The sequence below is a fragment of the Mycobacterium sp. NGS63 genome (genome assembly GCF_059812295.1).
Window position 1 is genome coordinate 383,429 of the sequence record NZ_JCALCJ010000003.1, and the last position, 24,191, is coordinate 407,619.

The following is a 24,191-nucleotide window of genomic DNA, read 5'->3' on the forward strand; positions in this document are numbered from 1 at the left end:
TTTCAGGAATCACACAATGACCGGAAAGCAAACGCACACGAAGGACAGCAGTGACCTCATGACAGCGGCAAGTCCAAGCGAAACCAAACCCGAGGCCCGCGTCCTCGTGGTCGACGACGAGGCCAACATCGTCGAGCTCCTCTCGGTCAGCCTCAAGTTCCAGGGATTCGAGGTCTACACCGCCACCAACGGGGCCCAGGCCCTGGATCGCGCCCGCGACGCGCGCCCCGACGCGGTGATCCTCGACGTGATGATGCCGGGCATGGACGGCTTCGGGGTGCTGCGGCGGCTGCGCGCCGACGGCATCGACGCCCCGGCCCTGTTCCTGACGGCCCGCGACTCCCTGCAGGACAAGATCGCGGGCCTGACGCTGGGCGGCGACGACTACGTGACCAAGCCGTTCAGCCTCGAAGAGGTCGTCGCCCGGCTGCGCGTCATCCTGCGACGCGCCGGCAAGGGCGGCGCCGAACCGCGCAACGCCCGCCTGACGTTCGCCGACATCGAACTCGACGAAGAGACCCACGAGGTGTGGAAGGCCGGCGAGCCGGTGTCGCTGTCGCCCACCGAGTTCACCCTGCTGCGCTACTTCGTGATCAACGCCGGCACCGTGCTGAGCAAACCCAAGATCCTCGACCACGTCTGGCGCTACGACTTCGGCGGTGACGTCAACGTCGTCGAGTCCTACGTGTCGTATCTGCGCCGCAAGATCGACACCGGGGAGAAGCGGCTGCTGCACACCCTGCGCGGCGTGGGCTACGTCCTGCGCGAACCGCGCTGAGCATTCGCGCGAAGAATAGAAAGATGGCCAACAAGGTTCGACGCGGATTGCCCCTCAGGGTGGCCCTCGTGGGTGCCACCCTGATCCTGGTGGCGTGCGGCCTGGTGTTTTCGGGGTTCGCCGTCACCTCGATCCTGCGGCACAGCCTGATCAGCCGGATTGACCAGACGCTGCTCGACGCCTCGCGCGGCTGGGCGCAGGCGCCGCGCCGGCAGTCGCCGCCACCCTACGAAGGGCCCGACCCCGGCCGCCCGCCGTCGAAGTTCTACGTGCGGGGCATCGGCATCGACGGCACCCCGTTCACCGCCATCAACGACCGCAACGCCGAACCGGCGCTGCCGCCCGACAACGACGTCGGCCCCAACCCGACCACTTTGCCCTCGGTCAACGGCTCCGACATTCAGTGGCGGGCGGTGTCGGTGCGCGGCCCGCACGGGCTGACGACGGTCGCGGTCGACCTGTCCGACGTGCAGCACACCCTGAATTCCCTGGTCTGGCTGCAGATCGGCATCGGGGTGGCGGTGCTGGTCATCGTCGGGATCGCCAGCTTCGCGGTGGTGCACCGCAGCCTGCGACCGCTGACCGAGGTCGAACACACCGCCGCCGACATCGCCGCGGGCCAGCTGGATCGCCGCGTCCCCGAACGCGACCCGAGAACCGAGGTGGGCCGACTTTCCTTGGCGCTCAACGGAATGCTCGCCCAGATACAGCAAGCGCTGGCCTCCTCGGAGTCCTCCGCCGAGAAGGCGCGCGGCTCCGAGGAACGGATGCGACGGTTCATCACCGACGCCAGCCACGAACTGCGCACCCCGCTGACCACCATCCGCGGCTTCGCGGAGCTGTACCGGCAGGGCGCCGCCCGCGACGTGTCGATGCTGTTGTCGCGCATCGAAAGCGAGGCCAGCCGGATGGGCCTGCTGGTGGACGACCTGCTGCTGCTGGCCCGCCTCGACGTGCAACGACCGCTGGAGCAGCATCGGGTGGACCTGCTGGCGCTGGCCAGCGACGCCGTGCACGACGCGCAGGCGATCGACCCGGACCGGGTCATCACCATGGAGGTCTTCGACGGCCCCGGCACCCCCGAGGTGCTCGGCGACGAGCCGCGGATCCGGCAGGTGCTCAGCAACCTGATCGCCAACGCCCTGCAGCACACCCCGGCCAGCGCCGACATCAACGTGCGCGTCGGCACCGAGGGCGACGACGCGGTGCTCGAGGTGGCCGACAAGGGTCCCGGCATGAGCGAGCACGACGCGTCGCGGGTGTTCGAGCGGTTCTACCGCACCGACTCGTCGCGGGCGCGGGCCAGCGGCGGCACCGGCCTGGGGCTGTCCATCGTCGAGTCGTTGGTGCGCGCGCACGGCGGTGACGTCAGCGTGGCCACGGCGCCGGGCGAGGGGTGCTGCTTCCGCGTCACGCTGCCGCGCGTCAGCGACGTGCCCGCGCACGTCTGAGGCGCTACGCCAACTGTTCGAGCGCCGCTTTGATCTTGGCCTGCGCCCGGTCGAGGGATTCCGGTGACGGGTTGCGGTCGACGTTGGCGAAGCCGAAGTCGCTCAGGCTGCGGGTGGGGAAGACGTGGACGTGCAGATGGGGCACCTCGAGCCCGGCGATGATCATCCCGGCACGCTCGGTGCGGAACGCCTTGCACACGGCCTTGCCGATCAGCTGGCTCACCGCCATGACGCGGGCGAATACCGCACCGTCGACGTCTTGCCACTGATCGATTTCGGCGCGGGGCACCACCAGCGTGTGGCCCTGGGTCATCGGCTCGATCGTCAGGAACGCGACGATGTCGTCGTCCTCGTAGACGAAGCGGCCGGGCAGTTCACGGTTGATGATCTTGGTGAAGATCGACGCCATGGCCCCCAGCATGCCACGCCGTCCGAAGCGGAATCGTTAGCGCACCGTTGCGACTTCGTTCTGCGACCTCGGGAAGATCACTCCTGACCCATTGGCGGGAGGAGACCTCCGTGCGGTTTCCGGTGGCGTTGCTGGCCGCGTGCGCGGTGGCCTTTGCGCCGACCCTCGTCTCGGCATCCGTCCCGTCGCCCGCGCGAGGGGCCGCCGCCTGGGGGCCGTTCGCGACGCCCAACCCGTTCATGGCGCCGCTGGGCCTCGCGTCGCTGCACAACGACGCCGAATCCTCCGACGCGGGACCGCTTCCCGGCCCCGGCGCCCACCTGAACCCGATCTTCGGCTACCCGCTGCTGGCGGCCTGCCCGACGATCATGCAGGGCACCGACGGCCTGGTGCTGGCGTTGTGCACCAACGACGTCACCCAGATCCCGACCATCTTCTTGATCGATCCCGGCGGCGTCGCCCCGATCTTCGTTCCGCTGGCCAAGCTGCAGGTCGCCAAGGGCACCCTGCTGGGCGGTGTCTATGCCTACTTGGACAACAACAACCAGGTGGTGATGATCGATGGGAACAACCAACTGCTGCGCGTTGCCCACGCCAGACAGGGGCCGCTCGGTCTGTGGAAGCTGACCGTCACCGAGACCACCGACCTGTCGGGCGCGATACCGGCCGGCGACGGCTCGGTGGGTCTGGTCCCCGACTACGCGGGCAACGTCTGGTTCGCCACCGGCAACGGCGTGGTGGGGGTGGCCAAGACGGGCGGCGGCGTCGCCACCCTGCAGCTGCCCGCCGGCGAACAGGTGGCCAACAGCATCTCGGCGGCGCCAAGGGGTCGCGTCGCCGTGGCGACCACGTTCGCCCTCTACGAGCTGAACCTCGACATCGCCGGCAACCCGCAAATCCTTTGGCGCGCGGCCTATGACCGCGGCCCCGCCCGCAAGCCCGGGCAGCTGAGCTGGGGGACCGGCTCCACGCCCGTGTACTTCGGCCCGACGACGGGCGCCGACTATCTGACGATCGTCGACAACGCCACCCCTCAGGTGCACGCGCTGGTCTACCAGTCCGGAACCGGCCAATTGATTTGTCAGCAAACGGTTTTGACCCAGGGCGGCCCGGGCAGCGAGAACGCGCCGATCGGGCTGGGGAACTCGGTGTTCGTGTCGGGGACCTACGGCTACCCCTACCCGACGGTTCCGCCGAACGCGGGGCCCGCGGTCCCGCCGACGGCGCCGTTTGTCGGCGGCATGACCAGGGTGGACGTCGACAACCCGGGCTGTCATACGGTGTGGGAGAACAGGGTTCGTAGCGCGGCGCTACCGCACCTGTCCGCCGCCGACGGTCTGCTCTACACCATCACCCGGATCGGGTTGGACCGGACCACGCCGCTGGACATCTTCGCCTATGGCGTGGTCGACGCCGGCACGGGCGCGCTGTTGTGGGAGCAGCCGAAGTCGGCGACCATCCTCAGCGATCCGATCGAGACGCCGACCATGGTCCTGATGGACGGTAGGGCGATGCAGGGCAACATCACCGGGCTCGGGCGCATCGGCTGAGGGGCCTACTCCTCCTTGCCGAACTCCATGACGTCGAGGTTCCAGAAGCCGCGCAGGTTGGTGATCAGGCCCGCGTCGTTGACCTTGTAGGTGAACACCCCGCGCACCTTGCTGGTGAAGCCGCCCTCGAACTTGCTGTGCAGCACCAGGATATGGGCTACCTCGTGGGGGGAGCTGGACGGGAACGTCTCCTCGCAGGTGATCGTCAGCTGATTGGCCGCGATGTTGGAGTCGAAGAAGGCGCTCACGGCCTCCTTGCCCCGCACCCCGGTGCCGTCGGGGTTGGTGACCGACTTGCCGATCGGGTCTTCGACGACGATGTCGTCGGCCATCAGCGCCAGCCAGCCCTCGCGGTCGTGGGCCTGCACGCAGCGCCACGACGCGTGCGAGGCGGCCAGGGCGGGGGAGGCCTGGGATTGCTCGGTTTCGGTCATTTGTGTTCTCCTGTCACTAGATAGCACACGCGGCGCGTGCGCCCTCCTCGGTGGCTTTGCGGATGAGTCCGAGGCCGCCGCAGTCGCCGGCGGCATACACCTCGGCGCCCGGCATCGCGGCGACGACGGCGTCGAACAGGCGGGTGTCCGGCTGGACCGTGCCGGCGATGACGACGCTGTCGGCGGGCAGGTGCCGTGGCGCGCCGCCGGCGGGCGTGAACACCACGGCCTGCGTCGTGATGCGCTCGACGGCCCCGCGGACGTGCACGGTGACACCGAGCCGGTCGAGCCGATCCATGTGCTCGGTCTTGCGCTTGTTGCCCACTTCCGGGGCAATGTCGTTGCCCGACTCGAGGATCGACACCTGCCGGCCTCGCGCCGCCAGGAACTCGGCGAGCTCCAGCGCGACCAGGTCGCCGCCGACGACGGCGACCCGCCGGCCCACCGGCATCCAGGCCCGGGCCGCGAGGCGCACCGCGGCGGGGCGCACCAGCCGCTGCCGCCGGCCGGCGAATAGCCGCCCGTCGAGCCACTCGCGCAACCCGGGCCCGGTGTGCACGTGCGGTAGGTCCGCGCCGGGAATGTCGGGCACCGCTACGTGGCCGCCGGTGGCCACCACCACCGCGTCCGGTGCGGCCCACACGACGTCGTCGACCGAAACGCACTTATTCAGGCGGATTTTCACGGCGCTGCGCCTGATCTCGTCGCGCAGGTAGCGCAGGAACGGCTGGTTCTCCGGATGCAGCACCGACGCCCAGCGCAGCGCGCCGCCGAGCTGACCGCCGCGCTCGTAGAGCGTGACCCGGTGGCCACGCTCGGCGGCCACGCGGGCGGCCTCCAGCCCGGCTGGCCCGCCACCGATCACCGCCACCCGCTTGGCCCGCCCGGCGCGGGGCGCGGCCAGTTCGCGTTCCTTGCCGGTGCGGGGATTGACGGCGCAATCGACGGAAAAGCGCTGTTCCATTGCGTCGATGCAGTTTTCGCAGGAGATGCACTTGCGGACCCGGTGCGCATGGCCGGAGCGCAGCTTGCGGGGCAGGTCGGGGTCGGCCAGCAGCGGACGGCCCATTGCGATGAAATCGGCCCGCCCCTCGGCCAGGATCCGCTCGGCCCGGGCCGGGTCGTGAATGCGGCCCACGGCGATCACCGGCACGTCGACCGCCTGCTTGACCGCGGCCGCCGCGCCGACGTTGAGCTCGTCGCCGTCGTCGGCGCCGTTGACCATCCCGGTGACCAGCCGATCGATCACCCCGCCGCTGACGTGAAACGCGCTCACGCCGGCCGCGACGAGTTCGGGTGCCAGCCGCGCGGTCTCGTGGATCGGCCGGCCCCCCGCGACCCGCTCGTAGCCGGAGATGCGCAACGTGATCGGCAGGGCGTCGCCGATCTCTGAGCGGATCGCGGCCAGCGCCTCGAGCACCACCCGCACCCGGCCGCGCGGCGAGTCACCCCGATAGTCGTCGATGCGCCGGTTGCGTTGCGGGGCAAGGAAAGACCCGAGCAGCATGTAGCCGTGCGCGGCGTGCAGCTCGATGCCGTCGTAGCCGGCCTCCGCGGCGCGCCGCGCCGCCGCCCGGAACAGGTCGAACACCTCGCCCAGTTGGTGCGTGCTGATCTCGGCCGACGGGTGCCCGGTCAGGTAGGACGGAATCACCGACGGCCCCAGCGAGGTGACGCCGAACATCTCCGGACCGAGCCCGTCGGGCCCGGCGTGCACCAGCTGGGGCTGGATCTTGGCGCGGTGTTCGTGCACCGCCTCGACCAGCGCCCGGTGCGCCGCGACCGCGTCGTCGGTACCCAGGTGCAGCCCGCCCGGAGTTTCGGGATGGTGGTGGTCGATCCCGGTGGCGCCCAACGTGATCAGCCCGACCCCGCCCTCGGCGCGCGCGGCGAAGTAGTCGCGGGTGCGCTGCGAGGGCAGCCCGTCGCGGGTGCCGTACATCGTCTCCATGGGAGACATGACCACCCGGTTGCGCACCGTCATGGCGCCGATTCGTCCCGGCGCCAGCAGATGCGGAAAGCCGGTGCTCACCGGCGGGCTGACGGGTGCTTACCGATCGGCGTCGGTGTAGCGGATGACGCCGCGAATGTTCTTGCCGTCCAGCATGTCCTGGTAGCCGTCATTGATCTGCTCCAGGCGGTACTGGGTGGTGACCATGTCGTCGAGGTTGAGCTTGCCCGCCTTGTACATCGACAACAGCTGCGGGATGTCGTACTGCGGGTTGCCGCCGCCGAAGATAGTGCCCTGCAGGTTCTTCTGCATCAGGGTCAGCATCGCCAGGTTCAGCGTCACGTTGGTGTCCAGCAGGCTGCCGATGGCGGTGGCCACGCAGGTGCCGCCCTTGGCGGTGATGTTCAGGTAGTTGTCGATGTCGGCGCCGTGCAGTTCACCGACCGTGACGATCACCTTGTGCGCCATCAGGCCGTAGGTGACCTCGGCCATGCCCATCAGCGCGGCCTCGATGTCGGGGTAGACGTGGGTGGCGCCGAACTTGAGGGCCTGGTCGCGCTTCCACTCGACCGGGTCGATCGCGAAGATGTAGCGGGCACCGGCGTTGACGGCACCCTGCAGGGCGGCCATGCCGACGCCGCCCACGCCGACGATGGCGACGTCCTGGCCCGGGCGGATGTCGGCGGTGCGGACCGCCGAGCCGTAGCCGGTGGTGACGCCGCAGCCCACCAGCGCGGCGACCTCGAACGGCACCGACGGGTCGATCTTCACCACCGAGGCGCGGTGCACGACCATGTACGGCGAGAACGTGCCCAGCAGCGTCATCGGAAAGACGTTCTGGCCGCGGGCCTGGATGCGGAAGGTGCCGTCGGAAACGGCCTGGCCGCCCAGCAACCCCGCGCCCAGGTCGCACAGGTTGCGCATGCCCGCCTGGCAGGTCGGACAGGTCCCGCAGGACGGGATGAACGACAGCACCACGTGGTCGCCCGGGGCGAGGTCTTCTACGCCGGGCCCGACCTCGGTGACGATGCCGGCGCCCTCATGCCCGCCGAGCACCGGGAAGCCGGCCATCGGGATCCCGCCGGTGACCAGGTGGTGGTCGGAGTGGCACATGCCCGCCGCCTCCATCTGGATCTTGACCTCGTGCGCTTGCGGGTCGCCGATCTCGATCTCCTCGATGGACCACGGCTGGTTGAACTCCCAGATCAGTGCGCCTTTTGTCTTCACGTTGGACCTGACCCCATTTCGCCTTTGAAGTGAGACTGCCCGACCCGTCCTGCCTGGCAGCGCTGGTGACGGATGCCACAGGGCACCCCTGTGGCGTCAGCATAGCGTGTGCAACGAATCAAATGCTTGGTTGGTCTCGCACCCGATCACCAGATCGGGACCGGCGCCTGGCCGAGCGGGTAGTAGCCCGGCAGCTTCTCGCCGGCGACGCTGCGCTCGATCCGCCTCTGCATGCCGGCGGACAGGTCGCCGGACTCGATGAGGGTCGCGAACATCTTGGCGACGTGACCGAAGTCGAAGAAGTCGCGCTGCCACTCGATGAGCCGCGCCCCGTCTATTTCGGTAAGGCGGAACCAGCTGCCGCCGATGCCGTAGATCTCGCCCCGGGTGCCGTCGGTCTTGTTGACGATCTGCTTCCAGAAGCCGACGATCTCGCCCTGCTTCTCGTCGATGAGCACCTTCTGGTACTCGTACACCCAGTTCTCCAGGCCCTCCATCTCCAGGCCCAGCGCGATGTCGCGAATCTCGTCGACGCCGACGCACATCACGTCTTCCTTGGGGCCGATGTTCCAGCCGTAGGTCGCGTCCTTGGTGTAGAAGTCCGCCAGCGGCCGCCAGTCACCGGCCTTCTCGCAGTCCTTGTTGGCCTGCAGCCAGCGGTCGACCCATGCCTCGAGGTCTTCACGGGAGTGTGACGCCATCCTCAGTCTTCTTTCTCTTTGATGAGTAGTGCTTGCGTTGGGCACATCTCGACCGCGCGCTCGACTTCGTCGCGGGCGTCGACGGGCGGTTCGGGGTTGAGGATCTCGACCTTGCCTCGCTTGGGGACCCGGAAGTAGTCGGGCGCCTCCAGCTCGCACATGGCGTGTCCCTGGCACAGGTCCAAATCGGCCTCGACTCGGTAACCCACGGCTATGCTCCGGTGCTGCGCTTGCGGTAGCGGACCTTCGCCGGCCGGGCGAGCTGCACCACCATCTTGGAGTGGTCGTTGTGGTAGCTGTCCGCGGGCTGCGCCATCTCGAACTCGTACTCGCGCAACAGGACCGAGAAGATCGCCTTGATCTGCATCTGGGCGAACGCCGCGCCGACGCAGCGGTGCCGCCCGGCGCCGAACGGAATCCAGGTCCACCGGTTGACGATGTCGGCCTGCTCGGGCTTGTTGTAACGATCGGGCCGGAACGCGTCGGGGTCGGGGAAGTCCTCGGGGATGCGGTTGGAGATCGCCGGGGACGCCGCGACATAGTCACCGGCGTGGATCGGAAAGCCCTCGACCTCGAACTCGCCCTTGGCGACCCGCATCAGGATGATCAGCGGCGGGTGCAGCCGCAGGGTCTCCTTGACCACGTTGTCCAGCTTCGGAATCGACCGCAGCGCATGGAAACTCACCTCCTGGCCGTCGGCGTAGAGCTCCTCGAGCTCGGCCAGCACCTCGGCGTACACCTCGGGGTGGCGGATCAGCTCGATCAACGTCCAGGCCGAGGTGCCCGAGCTGGTGTGGTGTCCGGCGAACATCAGCGAGATGAACATCCCGGTGACCTCGTCGGCGGAGAACCGCGGATTGCCGTCTTCGTCGCGGATCGAGACCAGCACGTCGAGCATGTCGCGGTCGGCCTTGTCCTTCGGCGGGTTGGCCAGCCGGCGGTCCATGATCTCCTGCACCAGCGCGACGAGCTTGACGCGGGCCTCGTCACGGCGCCGGAAGCTGTCGATCGGCAGGTACGGGTCGACGTAGCACAGCGGGTCGGTGCCGCGCTCCAGCTCGTGGTAGTACTCGGCGAAGCGATGGTCGAGCTGCTCGCGGAACTTCAGCCCGATCAGGCAGGCCGTCGAGGTGTAGATGGTCAGCTCGGCGAAGAAGTCCAGCAGCTCGATCTCGCCTTCGGGTCCCCAGCCGGCGATCATCTTCTTGACTTCGCCCTCGATGGTGGCGGCGTGGCCCTTCATCTGCTCGCCGCGCAGCGCCGAGTTGTGCAGCATCTCCTTGCGACGCTCGGGGCTGGCGTCGAACACCACGCCCTTGCCGAAGATCGGCGTCATGAACGGGTACGCCTCGGCCTGGTCCAGATCCTCGTCGGCGGAACGGAAGAAGAATTCGTTGGCGCCGGCCCCCGACAGCAGGATGACGTGCTTGTCGACCAGTTGGAACCAGCCGACGTCACCGCACTCGTCGCGGACGCGCTTCATCAAACCGATGGGGTCGGTGCGGAATTCCTCGAGATGGCCGTGGTCTTCTTCGCCGCCGGAAACCCGCGGCACGATGGCTGTGCTGGTCATGACGGCATCCCCTCTTCGCCGAGCGCGAGTTTCTGGCGACCTTTGTTGTCGGCCAACGGGGCTTCGGGCTGAAGCTCCATGTTCGCGATGAAGCCGCCGCGCGGTGTCTCGGCGACGAACGTGATGGCCCGTGCCAGGTCGGCCGCGCGCAGGAAGTAGTCGTGGCGGGCCTGGCCCCACTTGGCCCAGTCCTCGAGCGCGGGCCCGATCTTGTCGGCCGGCAGGCTCCAGCCCATCGACGTCTTGGTCGGGCCCGGGTGCACGATCGAGGCGCGCACGCCGGTGCCCTCCAGCTCCATCTGGAAGTTGGTGACCATCGCGACGAGCGCGGCCTTGGCGGCGCCGTAGGCGCCCATGTGCGGCCGCTGGCGCAGGGCCACGTCGGAACCGACGAAGATCAGGTCGCCGCGCTGTCGCTCGAGCATGCCGGGGAGGACGGCTGAGGCCAGCCGGTTGGCGCCGACGAGGTGGATCTGCAGCTGCGACTCGAACTCGTCGGTGCTGATCTCGGCGAGCTTGCCGAAGTAGGTGTCGCCGGCGCCGGCCACCAGCACCTCGATCTCGCCGAGCGCCTCGACCGACTGTGCGACAAAGGATTTCACCGAGTTCGGGTCGGTCACGTCCAGGTGGAATCCCACGGCCTCGCCGCCGTCGGCGTTGATCTTGCCGACGATGTCGTTGAGCTTCTCCACCCGGCGGGCGCCCAGGGCCACGGGGAAGCCGTGTGCCGCGAGTTCGATCGCGGTGGCCTCCCCGATGCCCGAGGAGGCGCCGGCCACGATCGCCGGCCGGCGCTCGGGCAGGGGGTCAAAGCGGGGCATTCAGCGGACCTCCACGCTCATGGGTAGGTGAGCGAACCCGCGGACATTGCTCGAGTGGACGCGGACGGCGTTGGCCTCGTCCACCTCATATCCGCGGATTCGCTTGAACAACTCGGTCAGCGCCACCCGGGCTTCCATCCGCGCCAGATGCGCGCCCAGGCAGAAGTGTGCGCCACTACCGAAACTCAATAGCTTGGGCCCGATTTCGCGCCCGATCACATAGTCGTCGGGGTCGTCGAAGACCCGCTCGTCACGGTGCGCCGAACCCGGCAGCAAGAGCACCACGTCGCCCTCGGGGATGGTGGTGTCGTAGAGGTTGAGTTCGCCGGAGACGGTGCGGGCCAGGATCTGGCTGGAGGTGTCGTAGCGCAGCGTCTCCTCGACCCATAGCGGCACCCGGGACAGGTCCGCGTAGACCGGGGTCAGTTGGTCGGGGTTCTTGTGGCCCCAAAAGGCGGCGTTGGCAAGGAGTTTGGTGGTCGTCTCGTTGCCGGCGATCACCATCAGGAACATGAAGCCGAGGACTTCCTCGTCGGTGAGCCGGTCGCCGTCGATCTCGGCGTCCAGCAGCGCCGAGGTCAGATCCTCGGTGGGCTGCTTGCGGCGCTCGGCGATCATCTCCTGGTAGTAGACGATCAGGTTGATCGACGCCTCGATCGCCGAGGCCGGCACGTCGTTGACCCCGTCCTCGCGGTGCATCACGCCGTCGGCCATGGCGCGGATCCGGTCGCGGTCGGCCACCGGCACGCCCATGAGCTCGGAGATCACGTCCATTGGCAGCTTGCCGGCGAATTCGGCTACATAGTCGACGGTTTCGCCCGCGGCGGCGCGCTCCAGCATGGTGTCGAGGTGCTGCACGGCGAGCTCGGTGACGCTCGGTTCGAGTTCGCGGATCCGGCGTGGGGTAAAGCCTTTCGACACCAGCGTGCGCAGGCGCAGGTGGGCGGGATCGTCCATGGCCAGGAACGACATCGTCTTCGACGCGTGCGGTCCGCGCGACACCGGGTCCAGCGACACCCCGTCGCGGTTGGACAGCGTGGTGCTGTTGCGGAACCCCTGCCACACATCGCTGTGCCGCGACAACGCCCAGAAGTTGAGGTCCTCGTTGCGATACAGCGGAGCCTCGTCGCGCAGCCGCTGGTAGTACGGATACGGGTCCTCGTGGAAGTCGTAGTCGTAGGGGTCCAGGACCAGCTCGTGGTCGCCGACGTGCACGGTCATCGCTCGTCCCCGCTGTCGTTGGTTTCGAGACCGGTCTCGCCCGCGCCGGCCAGGATGAGGCCCACCACGTAGCCCAGCCGGTCGGCGATGCCGCGGTAGGTGACCTCGCCGCTGCCGGCCTGCACGAGTGCGCCGAAGAAGGCCATCTCGAGCGCGGACACGGTGGCGGGGTTGGCGCCCGGCCCGATGGCCGACGCGATGCGGCGGTGGATCTCCGCGCCGATCCGGTCGCGCGCGGCGCTCACCGCGGGATCGGCGCCCCCGCCGAGCAGCGCGGTCGTGCAGGCCGCCCCCACCTCCGGCTCGTCGGCGACCACCAACGCCAGGTGGCGCAGCGTCTGGTCCACCCGCACGGGCATGGGGTCGTTCACGTCGGTGAAGTAGGGGACCTGCCGGACCAGGTCGAGGTAGACCTCGGCGATCAGGTGGTTCTTCGACGAGAAGTAGGTGTAGGCCGTCGCCGGCGCCACCTTGGCGCGGGCCGCCACGGCGCGCACGGTCAGATCGGCATACGACTTCTCGCGCAGGGTTTCTATGCCGGCGGCGAGTACCTTGCGGAAGGTCTCCTCCTGGCGACGGTTGCGCAAAGTTGCTCCGGTCTGGCGGTCGGCGTGGGATGCGATCGTAGCCAGTGCATCGCTGGACACATGTCCAAGCTATCGGACGCCGCCGCCGGGAAGCAAGCTTGTGAGGCAAAGACGCAGGTAATGGGTCTATGAACAAACGTGCCCTTGCACCAGTGACGACCGGGAAGCTAGGGTTCGAACCGGCGATATCGGACAACTGTCCACTCACTTGGCTGTGTCAATGGGCCCAAAGGCGGGAGCGAAGATGACCCAAAAGTCCCTGTTGGCCGACGGCGCGAGCGCACTGTTCATCGACGGCAAGTTGTCGCCCGGCAGCGCCGGCACCTTCCCGACGATCAACCCGGCGACCGAGGAAGTGCTGGGGGTCGCCGCCGACGCCGACGCCGCCGACATGGGTCGCGCCATCGACGCCGCGCGGCGTGCCTTCGACGACACGGACTGGTCGCGCAACACCGAGTTGCGGGTGCGCTGCGTGCGGCAGCTGCGCGACGCGATGAAAGAGCATCTCGAGGAACTGCGCGAGATCACCATCGCCGAGGTCGGCGCCCCGCGCATGTTGACCGCGATCGCGCAGCTGGAGGTGCCGGTCAACGACCTGTCGTTCGCGGCCGACACGGCCGAGTCCTACGAGTGGAACACCGATCTCGGCCAGGCGTCGCCGATGGGCATCCCGACCCGGCGCACCGTCGCTCGGGAGGCCGTCGGGGTCGTCGGCGCCATCACGCCGTGGAACTTTCCGCATCAGATCAACCTCGCCAAGCTGGGTCCCGCACTGGCGGCGGGCAACACCGTGGTGCTCAAGCCCGCGCCGGACACGCCGTGGTGCGCGGCGGTGCTGGGCGCGCTCATCGTCGAGCACACCGATTTTCCGCCGGGGGTCGTCAACATCGTCACCTCGAGCGACCACGGCGTCGGCGCCATGCTGGCCAAAGACCCACGCGTGGACATGGTTTCGTTCACCGGCTCCACGGCCACCGGTCGCAGCGTGATGGCCGACGGCGCCGCCACCATCAAGAAGGTGTTCCTGGAGCTGGGCGGCAAGTCGGCCTTCATCGTGCTCGACGACGCCGACCTGGGCGGTGCCGTCTCGATGGCGGGGTTCTCGGTCTGCATGCACGCCGGGCAGGGCTGCGCGATCACCACTCGGCTGTTGGTGCCGCGGGCCCGCTACGACGAGGCCGTCTCGATCGCGGCCGCCACGCTGGGCGGGATCAAGCCCGGCGACCCCAACGACCCGGGAACCGTTTGCGGGCCGCTGATTTCGGCGCGGCAACGCGACCGGGTGCAGGGCTACCTCGACTCCGCCGTCGCCGAGGGCGGGACGTTCGCGTGCGGCGGTGGCCGCCCGGCGGACCGCGAGGTCGGCTTCTTCATCGAGCCCACCGTGATCGCGGGCCTGGGCAACGACGCCCGCGTCGCGCGGGAGGAGATCTTCGGGCCGGTGCTCACGGTCATCCCGCACGACGGCGACGACGACGCCGTGCGCATCGCCAACGACTCACCGTACGGGTTGTCGGGCACCGTCTTCGGCGCCGACCCGGACCGGGCCGCCGCGGTTGCCGGGCGGATCCGGGCGGGCACCATCAACGTCAACGGCGGCGTCTGGTACTCCGCGGACGCGCCGTTCGGCGGGTACAAGCAGTCCGGGAACGGACGCGAGATGGGCCTGGCCGGTTTCGAGGAGTACCTCGAAGTCAAAACCATTGCTACAGCGGTGAATTAGGAGCGGCATGCGGTTCGAGAACAAGGTAGCCATCGTCACCGGTTCCGGTGGCGGCATCGGCCAGGCGTACGCCGAGGCGCTCGCGCGCGAGGGCGCGGCGGTGGTGGTGGCCGACATCAACGCCGAGGCCGCCGAGGGCGTGGCCAAGCAGATCGTTGCCGACGGCGGCACGGCCCTGGCCGTTCCGGTCGACGTGTCCGACCCGGCGTCGGCCAAGGCGATGGCCGACCGCACGCTGGCCGAGTTCGGCGGCATCGACTACCTCGTCAACAACGCCGCGATCTTCGGTGGCATGAAGCTGGACTTCCTGCTCACCATCGACCCCGAGTACTACAAGAAGTTCATGAGCGTCAACCTCGACGGCGCGCTGTGGTGCACCCGCGCGGTGTACAAGAAGATGGCCAAGCGCGGCGGCGGCGCGATCGTCAACCAGTCGTCGACCGCGGCGTGGCTGTACGCGAACTACTACGCACTGGCCAAGGTCGGCATCAACGGCCTGACCCAACAGCTTTCGCGCGAACTCGGCGGCCAGAACATCCGGATCAACGCGATCGCGCCCGGCCCGATCGACACCGAGGCCAACCGGACCACCACGCCCAAGGAGATGGTCGACGACATCGTCAAGGGCCTGCCGCTGTCCCGCATGGGAACTCCCGCGGACCTGGTCGGGATGTGCCTGTTCCTGCTGTCCGACGAGGCGGCGTGGATCACCGGGCAGATCTTCAACGTCGACGGCGGGCAGGTGATCCGGTCATGAGCGAGCACCTGCGTCTGGGATACATCGGGCTGGGCAACATGGGCGCCCCGATGGCCACGAAGATGACCGAATGGCCCGGCGGGGTAACGGTTTACGACATCCGGACCGAGGCGATGACACCGCTGGTCGAAAAGGGCGCCGGCCTGGCCGACAGCGTCGCCGACATCGCCGCCGCCGCCGACCTCGTCCACATCACCGTGCTCAACGACGCCCAGGTGCGCGAGGTCGTCGGCGAGCTGGCGGCCCACGCCAAGCCCGGCACGGTCATCGCGATCCACTCGACGATCAGCGACACCACCGCCGTGGAGTTGGCCCGAGAGCTGAAACCGCGCGACATCCACATCGTCGACGCACCGGTGAGCGGCGGGGCCGCCGCCGCCGCGAAGGGCGAGCTGGCCACCATGGTGGGCGCCGAGCGTGAGGTGTACGAGCGGATCAAGCCGGCATTCAAACATTGGGCGTCGCTGGTCATCCACGCCGGCGACCCCGGTGCGGGGACGCGAATGAAGCTGGCCCGCAACATGTTGACGTTCACCTCCTACGCCGCGGCGTGCGAGGCCATGAAGCTGGCCGAGGCGGCGGGACTGGACCTGCAGGCGCTGGGCCGGGTGGTGCGCCACACCGACGCGCTCACCAGCGGGGCTGGGGCGATCATGGTGCGCGACGACATGAAAGACATTGAGCCGGAAAGCTTCCTGTACGAACCCTTCGTGCACGCCCGAGGTCTGGGAGAGAAGGATCTGAGCCTGGCGCTGGCGCTGGGCGAGGCGGTCTCCGTCGACCTGCCGTTGGCCCGGTTGGCCTACGACGGGCTGGCCGCCGGGCTCGGGGTACCGCACACAGAGAAAGAGGCGTGATGGACGAGCTGCGCCGCAAGGGCCTCGAGAAAATGAACGAGGTCTACGGCTGGGAGATGCCCAACGTCGAGGGCGACGCGTACTTCGACCTGACCGTCGATCACCTGTTCGGCAGCATCTGGACGCGACCCGGACTGTCGATGCGCGACAAGCGCATCATGACGCTGACGGCGGTGACCGCGATCGGAAGCCGCGACCTGGCCGAGATTCAGATCAACGCCGCGCTGCTCAACGGGGAGCTCAGCGAGACCGAACTCAAGGAGATGGCGGTCTTCTTGACCCACTACCTCGGCTTCCCCCTGGGAAGCGCGCTCAACGGCGCGGTCGACACCGTCATCGCAAAGCGCAAGAAGGCCGCGGCGAAGGGCGCCGGGGAGGACAAGAAGGCCAACGTGGATGCCGCCGTCAACATGCACCGGGGCGCCAAACGCGACTGAGCAAAACTATCCACTCGCCGAGCGTGAAGCTGTGGCGAGATTTTCGCCGCGAATCCCCGGAAGCCCGCCACAGCTTCACGTTCGGCGGATCGAGGGGTCAGTGGCGCGAAGCCTCTTGGGCGAGTTGCACTCTCGAGCTGATGCCGAGCTTCGCGTAGACGTGGCTGAGGTGGGCCTGCACGGTGCGCGCGGACACGAACAGGCGCTCGGCGATGTCCTTGTTCGAAAGCCCTTCGCTGACCAGTTTGACGACGTTGATCTCGGCGGGAGTCAGCGATTCCCAACCGGTTGACGGTCGCTTGCGTTCGCCGCGGCCGCGTTGCGCATAGGCGATGGCTTCGTCGATCGACAGCGCCTCACCCTCGGCCCAGGCGCTCTCAGATTCTCTGTCGCCCAAGGAGTCACGCAGCGCAGCCACTACCGCATCATGGGCGGCGTCATAGATCTTGAAGCGCACGAAGCCGGTGCGGCTACGGAGCGCGTGTGCGGCCCCGGACAGGCGGGCCGCTTCTTGATAGCTGCCGGTGCCGACAGCCAGCGTGGCGAGACACTCGAGGACATCAGGGACAATCCATTGCCCCTCGAGATTGGCGGCGCGCGAAAGGGCGTCGCGGGCGTCACGCTCAGCCTGATCGGGGTTGTCCTGGGCGATCGCAACACGCGCGCGGGTGGCCAGCGCCTGTATCTTGTGAACGCCGGGTGCCACGGCGACGGCGTCGTCGGCCCAACGACGGGCCGCGGCCAGGTCTCCCCGCACGAGCGCGACGTCGGCAAGCGGCAGGACGTTGACGACGGCCAGCTCGGGCTGGACTTTCATGAGCCGCCAGGCTGTCTCGCCGGCCTCGGCCGACGCGTCGACGTCACCGGCGGCCAGGTTCGCGACGGCCAACGCCGCATAGGCGAAGCCTTGATTGAACGGGCCGAGGTCTGCCGCCGCGTCCACGGCTGCACCCGCGGCGGCCCGGGCTGCGGCCGTGTCGCCGGAGTAGGCCAGCATGTGGCCCAGGCTGACGAGGCTGGACATCCTCCAGACGTCGTCGTGCGCCGCTTCGGACTCTGCGACCAAATCGCTGAATTCAGCCGTGGCTTCGCGGAGATCGCCACGCCACCACTGCGCTAGCGCCACGCACCAGCGGCACATGCGCGAGTTGTATCCGTCGCCGATCGCGTTGGCGATGTCGCGCCCTTCTTCGCCGGCAGCCCGCGCCTCGATTGCGTCGCCCTTCCCGGTGACCGCCGCGAACGCTTGGTACGCGAGGATCTGGCTCAAGCTCCAGTCGTCGTCCAACCGGCGCGCCAAGCCGAGCGCCTCGTCGAAATACGGTTGGGCTCTCGCGGCGTCGTAGGCGGCGAGCGCACCGCAACCAAGCAGCGCGCGCACCAACAACGCCGGATCGTCGAGCTCGCGCGAGATCGCCAGCGCCGCGAAAGCCTGCTCCACGTTGTCGTGGATGTTTTGCGTGGCGTCGAGTGTGGCCTTGTCGGCAAGGGCCCGGGCGCGCGCCGTGGGCGGCACCTCGGCGCCGTGAGCCGTGGACTCGGCGAGCGCGGCGTCGAACCAGGCCGTTCCCTCCCGCACGCGGCCGCGGCTTACCCACAACGGCTGCAACGCCGATGCGAGCTGCAATGCGGCTACGGTCTCACCGTTTTCGCGGCACCACGCGAACGCCGCTCGCAGGTTGTCCATCTCGATTTCGGCCTGTTCGACGCGGCGCTGATGGCCGGAGCGGCCCGGGGCGTCGAGTAGTGACGCGAGCCCGGCGTAGTGGTCGCGATGGCGGGCGCGCACCGCGTCGGCTTCGCCGGACTCGACGAGCTTTTCCAGCGCGTACTGGCGCACCGTCTCGAGCATCCGGTATCGCGTCCCGAAGTTGGTGTCTTCGGCCGCGATGAGCGACTTGTCGATGAGCAGGGTGAGCTGATCGAGGGTCTGATAGCTCTCGACGTCGCTTCCACCGCACACGGCTTGCGCCGCCTCGAGGTCGAAGCCACCCATGAACGCCCCCGCCCGACCGAACAGGACACGCTCGGGCTCGGTCAACAGCTCGTGCGACCAGTCCACCGACGCCCGCAGCGTCTGCTGGCGGCGCACGGCCGTTCGGGCGCCGCCGGTCAGCAGCCGGAACCGGTTGTGCAGGCTGTCCAGAATCTGTGTCAGCGACAGGGCGCGAACCCGTGCGGCCGCCAGCTCGATCGCCAAGGGTATGCCGTCCAGGCGCTCGCAGATCTCGGTCACCGTGGCCGAGTTCTCCCCGGTCACAACGAACTCGGGCCGCACCTGGCGGGCGCGGTCGGTGAACAGCGCGATCGCCTCGTCGGCCAGCGACAGCGACGGCACCGCCCAGGCGACTTCGCCCGCCACCCGGATCGGCTCGCGGCTGGTGGCGAGGATGCTCACCGCCGGGCAGGCCCCCAGCAGCGCGACGATCAGCGAGGCACACGCGTCGATCAGGTGCTCGCAGTTGTCCAGCACGATCAGCAGGTGCCGATCGGCGACGGCGCGGGTCAGCGTCTCCATCGTCGACCGCCCCGCCTGGTCGGGCAGCCCCAAAGCGCGCGTGACAGCGACGGGTACGACATCCGGGTCGGTGATCGGCGCCAGATCGGCATACCAAACCCCGTCCGCAAATTCGCCGCCCATCTCGTCGGCGACCCGCACCGCCAACCGCGTCTTGCCCACGCCGCCCGCGCCGGTCAGCGTCACCAATCGGTTGCCGTCCACCAGCCTTCGCACGGTGTCGGTTTCGGCGCCGCGGCCGACGAAACTCGTCAACTGCGGCGGAAGATGGTGTATTCCAGTGGCTTTCGCCGCCCGCAGCGAAGGAAAGTCGTTGCGCAAATTGGCGTGACAAAGCTGCGCCACCCGTTCGGGGCGGGGCAGGTCCCGCAACGGGTGGGTGCCCAGGTCGACCAGCCACGCATCTTCGGGAAGCCCGTCGGCGAGCAGATCACTCGTCGTGGCCGACAACACGGTCTGGCCCCCATGCGCCAGGTCGCGCAGGCGTGCGGCGCGGTTAATCGTGGGCCCGACGTAGTTTGCCTCGTCGCGCAGCTGCACTTCGCCGGTATGCAGGCCGATCCGCAAGCTGATCGGCGACAGCGGCGTCCGTTGCAACTTCAGGGCAAAGCCGGCAGCGTCGCTGGCGCGGGCGAAGGCCACCACGAAGCTGTCGCCCTCACCCTGCTCCACCGGACGGACCCCGCCGTGCTGGGCCACCAGGTCCGACACCGCGCGGTCCAGGCGCGCAATGGCCGCGCTCATCTCGTCGGCCCGGGTCTGCCACAGCCGCGTGGAGCCCTCGACGTCGGCCAGTAGCAACGTCACCGTTCCGGTCGGGAGCTCGCTTACGCCCAAGTCGCTCCAATTCAGTGGTGGCGTGTCCGCGCGTCGATCGGTCTCAGTCATGTTAGCCAGCATGCGACGACCGCACCGGGCAAACATCGGCACAAACGCCTACAACGCCGTCGTGAGCGTCCGCGCGGGATCTAGGCCATTTGGCGAATGTTCTGTGCCGCGATCCGTCGGATAGTGGGCTCCTCGACTCAAGGAGGTCACCAATGACAAGCCAAACCCTGATCGACGCCCACTTCACGACGGGCGTCCTGCACGGGCACTACGACAGCCGCTTCGAAGACCTCGTCGCCGCGCTGGCCGACGAAGTCACCACCGGTGGCGAGCTCGGCGCCGCCATCGCCGTCGACGTCGACGGCGAGCTCGTCGTAGACATCTGGGGCGGGCACGCCGACAGGGCGAAAACCACCGAATGGACGAAAGACACCATCGTCAACGTCTTCTCCAGCACCAAGAATGTCACGGCGCTGGCGGCGCTGATGCTCGTCGACCGCGGGCTGCTCGATCCGTTCGCACCGGTCGCGAAGTACTGGCCCGAATTCGCGGCCAACGGCAAGGACCGGGTCGAGGTGCGCCACATCCTGAGCCACACCTCGGGGGTGTCCGGCTGAGAGATGCCCTTCACCCTCGAGGACATCTACGACTGGGACAAGTCCACCTCGCAACTGGCCGCCCAGGCGCCGTGGTGGCAACCCGGCACCGCGTCGGGCTATCACGCCGTCACCAGCGGCCACCTGATCGGGGAGATCGTGCGGCGCATCACGGGCAAGTCGCTGAAACAGTTTGTGCGCGAGGAGATTGCCGGACCGCTGGGCGCCGACTTTCAGATCGGCGCCGCGCCCGAAGACGACGCCCGCATCGCGCAACTGGTGCCACCGCCACCGCTGGATGTGCCGCTCGCCGCGGTGCCTCATGACCACCCGATGTACAAGACGTTCGCCGCGGTGCCGCCGATCCCGGAATCCGCGTTGGCGGCCGAGACGACCGCGTGGCGCCGGGCGGACATCGGGTCGGCCAACGGCCACGGCAACGCGCGGTCGCTGGTCCGGGTACTGTCGCCGATTTCGTTGGGGGGCAGCGTCAACGGAGTTCGGCTGCTCAGCCCCGACACCATCGACCTGATCTTCGAAGAGCAAGTCAACGGCACCGACCTGGTGCTGGCGATGCCGGCACGGTGGGGCGTGGGTTTCGCGCTGCCCCTCCCCGAGGCGGTGCCGGACATCCCCGACGAGAAGATCTGCTACTGGGGCGGCTGGGGTGGCTCGATGGCGGTCATGAACCCGGAGCGCCGCGCCACCTTCGCCTACGTGATGAACAAGATGGGACAGGTCACCTCCGCCGGAACCGAGCGCACCCGCAAGTACACGCGCCTGATCTATCAGGCCCTGTAAGGCCCACCCGCTTGCCGAGCAGACGCAGAATCGCATTCTTCGGCAGCGAAACGTGCGATTATGCGTCTGCTCGGCATAGGTGCGTGACCGGCCGCTAAAGTGACGTGTCGTGCGCGTCCTGGTGATCGGTTCCGGTGCCCGTGAGCATGCGCTGCTGCTGGCGCTGCGCCGTGACCCCCAGGTCACCGGCCTGGCCGTCGCCCCTGGCAACGCCGGCACCGCGCGGCTGGCCGAGCAGCGCGACGTCGACATCACCTCCGGCGAGGACGTCGTGGCCCTGGCGCGTCAGGTTCGGGCGGACATGGTGGTCATCGGTCCCGAGGTGCCGCTGGTGCTCGGGGTGGCCGACGCCGTGCGCGCCGCCGGCATCGTCTGCTTCGGGCCCGGCAAGGACGCCGCCCGCATCGAGGGCTCCAAGGCGTTCGCGAAGGAGGTCATGGCCGCGGCGGGCGTGCGCACCGCGACCAGCGAAACCGTCGACAGCCCAGCGCGTTTGGACGCCGCCCTGGACCGCTTCGGGCCCCCCGCGGGCGACCCGGCCTGGGTGGTGAAGGACGACCGCCTGGCCGCCGGCAAGGGCGTGGTGGTGACGCCCGACCGTGAGGTCGCGCGCGCGCACGCCGCCGGACTGCTGGAGTCGGGGCATCCGGTGCTGCTGGAGTCTTTCCTGGACGGCCCCGAGGTGTCGCTGTTCTGCGTCGTCGACGGCCGCACCGTCGTGCCGCTGCTGCCCGCGCAGGACTTCAAGCGCGTCGGCGACGGCGACACCGGCCCCAACACCGGCGGCATGGGTGCCTACGCGCCGCTGCCATGGCTACCCGAGACCCTGTACCGAGACGTGGTCACCGGCATCGTCGAACCCGTTGCCGCCGAACTGGTTCGGCGGGGCAGCCCGTTCAGCGGATTGCTCTACGTCGGGCTGGCGATCACGGCCAAGGGGCCCGCGGTCGTCGAATTCAACTGCCGCTTCGGTGATCCCGAGACGCAGGCGGTGCTGGCCCTGCTCGAGTCGCCGCTGGGGGAGCTGCTCTATGCGGCGGGGTCGGGCAGGCTGGCCGACTTCGGCGAGTTGCGCTGGCGCGACGGCGCCGCGGTGACGGTGGTGCTGGCGGCTGAGAGCTACCCCGGGCGCCCCCGGGTCGGCGACGTCGTCGTCGGCTCCGAGGCCGACGGGGTGCTGCACGCGGGAACGGCGCGGCGCGACGACGGCGCGGTCGTGTCGTCGGGCGGCCGGGTCCTGTCGGTGGTGGGCACCGGCGCGGACCTGTCCGCCGCGCGCGCGGCGGCCTACGACATCCTGGGCTCGATCAGGCTGCCCGGCAGCCACTTTCGCACCGACATCGCCCTCGCCGCGGCGGAGGGCAGGATCAGCGTCTAGAAGCCGACGGCCTGGCCGTCGCGGCGCGGGTCGCTGACCGCCAGGTACCCGTCGTCGAGGCGCCAGATCGCCTGGCAGCTGCCGAATTCGTTGTAGTCGTCGACGGTGATCAGTTCGTGCCCGCGCCGCTGCAACTCGTTCAGCGTCGACGGCGGGAAGCCCGGTTCGCAGCTGACCTGCAGGCCGTGCACCCACCGGAACCGTGGGCCGTCGCAGGCCGCCTGGGGATTCTGCCCGTGGTCGGCGATGCGCACCATCACCTGCACGTGGCCCTGCGGTTGCATCATGCCGCCCATCACCCCGAAGCTCATCACCGGCGCGCCGTGCTTCGTCACGAACGCGGGGATGATCGTGTGGTACGGACGCTTGTTAGGCCCAACGCAATTGGGGTGCGCCGGGTCGCAGACGAAATGGGTGCCCCTGTTCTGCAGCGAGATTCCGGTGCCGGGCACCACCACTCCGGAGCCGAACCCCATGTAGTTCGACTGGATCATCGACACCATCACCCCGTCGGCGTCCGCCGCCGTCAGGTACACGGTGCCCCCGCCCGGCGTGCCCACGGACGCCGGCGTGGCCCGCGTCCGGTCGATGAGCCCGGCCCGCTGCTTGAGGTACTCGGGGTCCAGCAGCCGCTGCGGGGGCAGCGCCATGTGGTCGATGTCGGCGACATAGGCCAGCGCGTCGGCGAAGGCCAGCTTCACCGCTTCGATCTGCAGGTGCACGCTGTCGGCGGAATCGGCTGCCAGCGAGGACATGTCGAAGTGCTCCAGGATGCCCAGCGCGATCAGCGCCACGATGCCCTGGCCGTTGGGCGGTATCTCGTGCACCGTGTATCCGCGGTAGTCGGCGTCGATCGTGCCGACCCAGTCGGCGCGGTGGGCGGCGAGGTCGCCGGACCGCATGGCCCCGCCGTTGGCCAGGGCGTGCGCCTCGAGCGTGACCGCCAGTTCGCCGCGGTAGAACGCCTCGCCGCGGGTCGCGGCGATCTTCTCCAGCGTGGCGGCGTGGTCGGAAAACGTGAACAGCTCACCGGGTTTGGGCGCGCGCCCGCCGGGCAGGAATGCCTGCGCGAAGCCGGGCTGGTCCTTGAACAGCGGTACCTGGGCGGCCCACTGCTCCGCGACTGTGGGCGAAACCAGAAAACCGTTGCGGCCATAGGAGATCGCGGGCTCGAACAGCCGCTCAAACGGAAGCTTGCCGAATTTGGCGTGCAGCTCGGCCCACGCCGACACCGCCCCGGGCACCGTCACCGAATTCCAGCCCAGGGCGGGAACGTCGTTGCCGCCGAAGTACTCCGGCGTCCACGCCGCCGGCGAGCGGCCCGATGCGTTGAGCCCGTGCAGTCGCCGTCCGTCCCAGACGATCGCGAAGGCGTCCGAGCCGATGCCGTTGGACACCGGCTCGACGACGGTCAGGGCGATCGCGGTGGCGATCGCCGCGTCGGCCGCGCTGCCGCCCTCGGCCAGCATGCGCAGGCCCGCCTGCGCGGCGAGGGGTTGTGACGTGCACACGACGCTTGACGCCAGTACGGGCTTTCGCGGCCAGGCGTAGGGGAAGCTCCAGCCGAACGGTGCGCTCACCCCCGCGAGCGTA

The 24,191-nt window shown here is 68.9% G+C and carries 20 protein-coding genes and 1 pseudogene; 9 read left to right on the forward strand and 12 right to left on the reverse strand.

Going from position 1 to position 24,191, the window contains the following annotated elements; all coding sequences use genetic code 11:
* The first annotated feature begins 58 nt into the window (after positions 1–58).
* Positions 59–778, forward strand: a complete 720-nt coding sequence (gene phoP, locus AC5Y4Z_RS08745) for a two-component system response regulator PhoP (RefSeq protein ID WP_499962649.1) — start codon at positions 59–61, stop codon at positions 776–778.
* 23 nt (positions 779–801) lie between these two features.
* Positions 802–2,229, forward strand: a complete 1,428-nt coding sequence (locus AC5Y4Z_RS08750) for a sensor histidine kinase (RefSeq protein WP_499962651.1) — start codon at positions 802–804, stop codon at positions 2,227–2,229.
* Positions 2,230–2,233: 4 nt separating this feature from the next.
* Here the strand turns inward: AC5Y4Z_RS08750 and AC5Y4Z_RS08755 are convergent, their stop codons facing one another.
* A complete protein-coding gene (locus AC5Y4Z_RS08755; RefSeq protein WP_499962653.1) occupies positions 2,234–2,638 on the reverse strand; it encodes an HIT family protein in 405 nt (134 codons plus the stop codon).
* A gap of 110 nt (positions 2,639–2,748) precedes the next feature.
* On the opposite strand from AC5Y4Z_RS08755, the gene AC5Y4Z_RS08760 reads away from it, so the two are divergent.
* The gene (locus tag AC5Y4Z_RS08760) at positions 2,749–4,188 is read left to right on the forward strand and encodes a hypothetical protein (RefSeq protein ID WP_499962655.1); all 1,440 of its coding nucleotides are present in this window, start codon (positions 2,749–2,751) and stop codon (positions 4,186–4,188) included.
* A 5-nt stretch (positions 4,189–4,193) separates the two neighbouring features.
* On the opposite strand, the gene AC5Y4Z_RS08765 is transcribed toward AC5Y4Z_RS08760, so the two are convergent.
* The 9 genes from AC5Y4Z_RS08765 to AC5Y4Z_RS08805 all read right to left on the reverse strand — a co-directional run bounded on the left by AC5Y4Z_RS08765 (position 4,194) and on the right by AC5Y4Z_RS08805 (position 12,763).
* Entirely contained in the window at positions 4,194–4,622 is a 429-nt protein-coding gene (locus AC5Y4Z_RS08765) for a ketosteroid isomerase family protein (RefSeq protein ID WP_499962657.1), read from the reverse strand.
* A 16-nt stretch (positions 4,623–4,638) separates the two neighbouring features.
* Entirely contained in the window at positions 4,639–6,654 is a 2,016-nt protein-coding gene (locus AC5Y4Z_RS08770; protein ID WP_499962658.1) for an oxidoreductase, read from the reverse strand.
* Positions 6,655–6,672: 18 nt separating this feature from the next.
* Positions 6,673–7,800, reverse strand: a complete 1,128-nt coding sequence (locus AC5Y4Z_RS08775) for an NDMA-dependent alcohol dehydrogenase (protein WP_499962660.1) — start codon at positions 7,798–7,800, stop codon at positions 6,673–6,675.
* A 146-nt stretch (positions 7,801–7,946) separates the two neighbouring features.
* Positions 7,947–8,501, reverse strand: coding sequence for a nuclear transport factor 2 family protein (locus tag AC5Y4Z_RS08780; RefSeq protein WP_499962662.1), 555 nt, complete (start codon positions 8,499–8,501; stop codon positions 7,947–7,949).
* A 2-nt stretch (positions 8,502–8,503) separates the two neighbouring features.
* The gene (gene fdx / locus AC5Y4Z_RS08785) at positions 8,504–8,710 is read right to left on the reverse strand and encodes a ferredoxin Fdx (RefSeq protein WP_499962664.1); all 207 of its coding nucleotides are present in this window, start codon (positions 8,708–8,710) and stop codon (positions 8,504–8,506) included.
* A gap of 2 nt (positions 8,711–8,712) precedes the next feature.
* Complete coding sequence (gene cyp51, locus AC5Y4Z_RS08790) at positions 8,713–10,074, reverse strand: lanosterol 14-alpha demethylase (protein WP_499962666.1); 1,362 nt, start codon at positions 10,072–10,074, stop codon at positions 8,713–8,715.
* On the reverse strand, positions 10,071–10,895 hold the full coding sequence (locus AC5Y4Z_RS08795; protein WP_499962668.1) for an SDR family oxidoreductase: 825 nt from the start codon (positions 10,893–10,895) through the stop codon (positions 10,071–10,073). Before AC5Y4Z_RS08795 ends, cyp51 begins: the two co-directional genes overlap by 4 nt.
* Positions 10,896–12,116, reverse strand: a complete 1,221-nt coding sequence (locus AC5Y4Z_RS08800; RefSeq protein ID WP_499962670.1) for a cytochrome P450 — start codon at positions 12,114–12,116, stop codon at positions 10,896–10,898.
* Complete coding sequence (locus tag AC5Y4Z_RS08805; RefSeq protein WP_499962672.1) at positions 12,113–12,763, reverse strand: TetR family transcriptional regulator; 651 nt, start codon at positions 12,761–12,763, stop codon at positions 12,113–12,115. The genes AC5Y4Z_RS08800 and AC5Y4Z_RS08805 overlap by 4 nt, the downstream gene beginning before the upstream one ends.
* Before the next feature lie 184 nt (positions 12,764–12,947).
* Here AC5Y4Z_RS08805 and AC5Y4Z_RS08810 point away from each other — a divergent pair, with 184 nt between their 5' ends.
* The 4 genes from AC5Y4Z_RS08810 to AC5Y4Z_RS08825 are packed head-to-tail and all read left to right on the forward strand — an operon-like array spanning position 12,948 to position 16,477.
* A complete protein-coding gene (locus tag AC5Y4Z_RS08810; RefSeq protein WP_499962674.1) occupies positions 12,948–14,426 on the forward strand; it encodes an aldehyde dehydrogenase in 1,479 nt (492 codons plus the stop codon).
* A 7-nt stretch (positions 14,427–14,433) separates the two neighbouring features.
* Positions 14,434–15,183, forward strand: coding sequence for an SDR family oxidoreductase (locus AC5Y4Z_RS08815; protein WP_499962677.1), 750 nt, complete (start codon positions 14,434–14,436; stop codon positions 15,181–15,183).
* Positions 15,180–16,040, forward strand: coding sequence for an NAD(P)-dependent oxidoreductase (locus AC5Y4Z_RS08820; protein WP_499962678.1), 861 nt, complete (start codon positions 15,180–15,182; stop codon positions 16,038–16,040). The genes AC5Y4Z_RS08815 and AC5Y4Z_RS08820 overlap by 4 nt, the downstream gene beginning before the upstream one ends.
* Positions 16,040–16,477 (forward strand): carboxymuconolactone decarboxylase family protein, encoded by a 438-nt coding sequence (locus tag AC5Y4Z_RS08825; RefSeq protein ID WP_499962680.1) that lies wholly within the window; start codon positions 16,040–16,042, stop codon positions 16,475–16,477. The genes AC5Y4Z_RS08820 and AC5Y4Z_RS08825 overlap by 1 nt, the downstream gene beginning before the upstream one ends.
* A gap of 97 nt (positions 16,478–16,574) precedes the next feature.
* Here AC5Y4Z_RS08825 and AC5Y4Z_RS08830 read toward each other — a convergent pair whose 3' ends face one another.
* A complete protein-coding gene (locus AC5Y4Z_RS08830; RefSeq protein ID WP_499962682.1) occupies positions 16,575–19,895 on the reverse strand; it encodes a helix-turn-helix transcriptional regulator in 3,321 nt (1,106 codons plus the stop codon).
* Between the two features lie 140 nt (positions 19,896–20,035).
* Here AC5Y4Z_RS08830 and AC5Y4Z_RS08835 point away from each other — a divergent pair.
* Together AC5Y4Z_RS08835 and purD are read left to right on the forward strand one after the other, a co-directional pair.
* Positions 20,036–21,220: pseudogene (locus AC5Y4Z_RS08835) on the forward strand (serine hydrolase domain-containing protein).
* A gap of 109 nt (positions 21,221–21,329) precedes the next feature.
* Positions 21,330–22,598 (forward strand): phosphoribosylamine--glycine ligase, encoded by a 1,269-nt coding sequence (gene purD / locus AC5Y4Z_RS08840; protein WP_499962684.1) that lies wholly within the window; start codon positions 21,330–21,332, stop codon positions 22,596–22,598.
* On the opposite strand, the gene AC5Y4Z_RS08845 is transcribed toward purD, so the two are convergent.
* Positions 22,595–24,178 (reverse strand): gamma-glutamyltransferase family protein, encoded by a 1,584-nt coding sequence (locus AC5Y4Z_RS08845; RefSeq protein WP_499962686.1) that lies wholly within the window; start codon positions 24,176–24,178, stop codon positions 22,595–22,597. The genes purD and AC5Y4Z_RS08845 overlap by 4 nt on opposite strands.
* Between the last annotated feature and the right edge of the window lie 13 nt (positions 24,179–24,191).

Coding starts and splice junctions, on each gene's coding strand:
- AC5Y4Z_RS08755 (WP_499962653.1), bottom strand. CDS start 2,638: ATGGCGTCGATCTTCACCAAGATCATCAACCGTGAACTGCCCGGCCGC.
- AC5Y4Z_RS08780 (WP_499962662.1), bottom strand. CDS start 8,501: ATGGCGTCACACTCCCGTGAAGACCTCGAGGCATGGGTCGACCGCTGG.
- AC5Y4Z_RS08825 (WP_499962680.1), top strand. CDS start 16,040: ATGGACGAGCTGCGCCGCAAGGGCCTCGAGAAAATGAACGAGGTCTAC.
- AC5Y4Z_RS08765 (WP_499962657.1), bottom strand. CDS start 4,622: ATGACCGAAACCGAGCAATCCCAGGCCTCCCCCGCCCTGGCCGCCTCG.
- cyp51 (WP_499962666.1), bottom strand. CDS start 10,074: ATGACCAGCACAGCCATCGTGCCGCGGGTTTCCGGCGGCGAAGAAGAC.
- AC5Y4Z_RS08810 (WP_499962674.1), top strand. CDS start 12,948: ATGACCCAAAAGTCCCTGTTGGCCGACGGCGCGAGCGCACTGTTCATC.
- AC5Y4Z_RS08795 (WP_499962668.1), bottom strand. CDS start 10,895: ATGCCCCGCTTTGACCCCCTGCCCGAGCGCCGGCCGGCGATCGTGGCC.
- AC5Y4Z_RS08830 (WP_499962682.1), bottom strand. CDS start 19,895: ATGCTGGCTAACATGACTGAGACCGATCGACGCGCGGACACGCCACCA.
- AC5Y4Z_RS08815 (WP_499962677.1), top strand. CDS start 14,434: ATGCGGTTCGAGAACAAGGTAGCCATCGTCACCGGTTCCGGTGGCGGC.
- AC5Y4Z_RS08800 (WP_499962670.1), bottom strand. CDS start 12,116: ATGACCGTGCACGTCGGCGACCACGAGCTGGTCCTGGACCCCTACGAC.
- AC5Y4Z_RS08820 (WP_499962678.1), top strand. CDS start 15,180: ATGAGCGAGCACCTGCGTCTGGGATACATCGGGCTGGGCAACATGGGC.
- AC5Y4Z_RS08750 (WP_499962651.1), top strand. CDS start 802: ATGGCCAACAAGGTTCGACGCGGATTGCCCCTCAGGGTGGCCCTCGTG.
- phoP (WP_499962649.1), top strand. CDS start 59: ATGACAGCGGCAAGTCCAAGCGAAACCAAACCCGAGGCCCGCGTCCTC.